This is a genomic window from Nevskiales bacterium (assembly GCA_035574475.1).
In the GTDB taxonomy this organism is placed as follows: Bacteria; Pseudomonadota; Gammaproteobacteria; order Nevskiales; family DATLYR01; genus DATLYR01.
Map to the genome: position 1 here is coordinate 1 of DATLYR010000022.1, position 2,077 is coordinate 2,077.

The 2,077-nt window shown below is 68.0% G+C and carries 2 protein-coding genes; both read left to right on the forward strand.

Annotated features, from left to right (window positions below; all coding sequences use genetic code 11):
- A partial coding sequence (locus VNJ47_01145) for an N-acetylmuramoyl-L-alanine amidase (GenBank protein HXG27441.1) occupies positions 1 to 876 on the forward strand: 876 nt, incomplete at its 5' end.
- A gap of 90 nt (positions 877 to 966) precedes the next feature.
- A partial coding sequence (mutL, locus tag VNJ47_01150; GenBank protein HXG27442.1) for a DNA mismatch repair endonuclease MutL occupies positions 967 to 2,077 on the forward strand: 1,111 nt, incomplete at its 3' end.

Below are 2,077 nucleotides of genomic sequence, written 5' to 3' on the forward strand. Positions count from 1 at the left end.
GATCTGAAGTCACGGGCCAAGCCGGAAAGCTTCATCCTCCCGCCGAACGGCGGATACGGCCACCGCCTGGTGGTCGACTTGATAGCGGAAAACGCGGCCACGGCCGTCGAACTGGCGGAGGCGCCGGCGCAGCCGGCGCCGGACGGCCGGCCGGCCATGGATCAGATCGTCATCGCCATCGATGCCGGCCATGGTGGCGAAGACCCGGGCGCACGCGGGCCCCGCGGCACCAAGGAGAAGGATGTCGCACTGTCGATCGCGCGCAAGCTGGCCAAACTGGTCAATGCCGAGCCGGGCATGAAGGCCGTGCTGATCCGCGACGGCGACTACTACATCGGTCTGCGCGAGCGTACCCTCAAGGCGCGCAAGGCCCAGGCCGACCTGTTCATTTCCATCCACGCCGACGCCTTTCCCGATCGCAGCGCGCGCGGTTCCTCGGTCTATGTGCTGTCCCAGCGCGGCGCCAGCAGTGTGCACGCGCGCATGCTGGCCGAGCGTGAGAATGCCGCCGACTTGGTGGGCGGCGTACAGCTGAGCGGCCGCGACGATCGCGATGCCTTCCTGCTCAGCGTGTTGCAGGACACCTCGCTGGAGGCCAGCTTCGATGTCGCCAACCGCCTGCTCGGCGAGATGCGCCAGATCAACCCGCTGCACAAGCGCGATGTGCAGCAGGCGGGTTTCATGGTGCTGAAGTCGCCGGACATTCCCTCGGTGCTGGTGGAAACCGCGTTCATTTCCAACCGGCACGAGGAAGTCAAGCTGAGCGACGCCCAGCACCAGGACAGCATCGCCCGCGCGCTGATGCGCGGCATCCGCGGTTATTTCTCCAATTACCGTCCCAGCACCGTCGCCACCGCCGACGCCAGCAACGGCTAGTTGTTGCGTGTTGGGTGCGGCCTGCGATGCAGGCCGCTGCCCCCCTCCGCAGGGCATGACAAGCCCTTCCCGGCTATCATGGCCGGGCTTATGCCCATCCGTGTCCTGCCCGAACAGCTCATCTCCCAGATCGCAGCCGGCGAGGTCGTGGAACGACCTGCCTCGGTGGTCAAGGAGCTGGTAGAGAACAGCCTCGATGCCGGTGCGCGCAGCATCCAGGTCGAGATCGAGCAGGGCGGCCTGCGCCTGATCCGCGTGCGTGACGACGGCGGCGGTATTCCGCGCGACGAGCTGCCGCTGGCGCTGGCACGACACGCCACCAGCAAGATCGCCAGCCTGGCGGAGCTGGAAGCCGTGCGCAGCATGGGTTTCCGCGGTGAGGCACTGCCGAGCATCGCCTCGGTATCGCGACTGGTGCTGAGCTCGCGCGCCGCCGGCAGCGACATGGCCTGGAGCCTGACGGGCGAGGCCGGCGCGCCACGACCTGCCGCGCTGGATGCTGGTACGACGGTCGAGGTCCGTGACCTGTTCCACAACGTACCGCCCCGGCGCAAGTTCCTGCGCAGTGAGCGCACCGAATTCGCACATATCGAGCAGGTTTTCCAGCGTCTGGCGTTGGCGCGATTCGATGTCGAGTTCCGGCTGATACACGATGGCCGCATTCGTTATGCGTTGCCGGCAGCGTTGGATGCGGGCATGCGCGAGCGCCGGATGGCCCAGATCTGCGGTGCGGAATTCGTCCGCTACCTGCGCGCGATCGACACCGAGCGCGCGGGCCTGCGTCTGCACGGCTGGCTGGTACTGCCGGCCTTCTCGCGCAGCCAGCCCGACCTGCAGTACTTCTACGTCAACGGCCGCAGCGTGCGGGACAAGCTGGTCACCCACGCGCTGCGCCAGGCCTACGCCGACGTGCTGCACAGCAGCCGCTATCCGGCCTTCGTGCTGTTTCTGGAGCTGGATCCACGCCAGGTGGACGTCAATGCGCACCCGGCCAAGCACGAAGTGCGCTTCCGGGACAGCCGCCTGGTGCACGATTTCCTGATGCGTGCGGCGCAGGCCGCGCTCGCCGATGTCCAGCCCGACCCGGTGCAGCATCGCGTCGATGCGGCCAGGCTGTCGCCGGATGTCCCGCCGCCGCGTCAGGCAGTGCTGGGGCTGGCGGTCGCCGAGCCGGTCGCGCCGGGCTACCTGGCCGCCCATG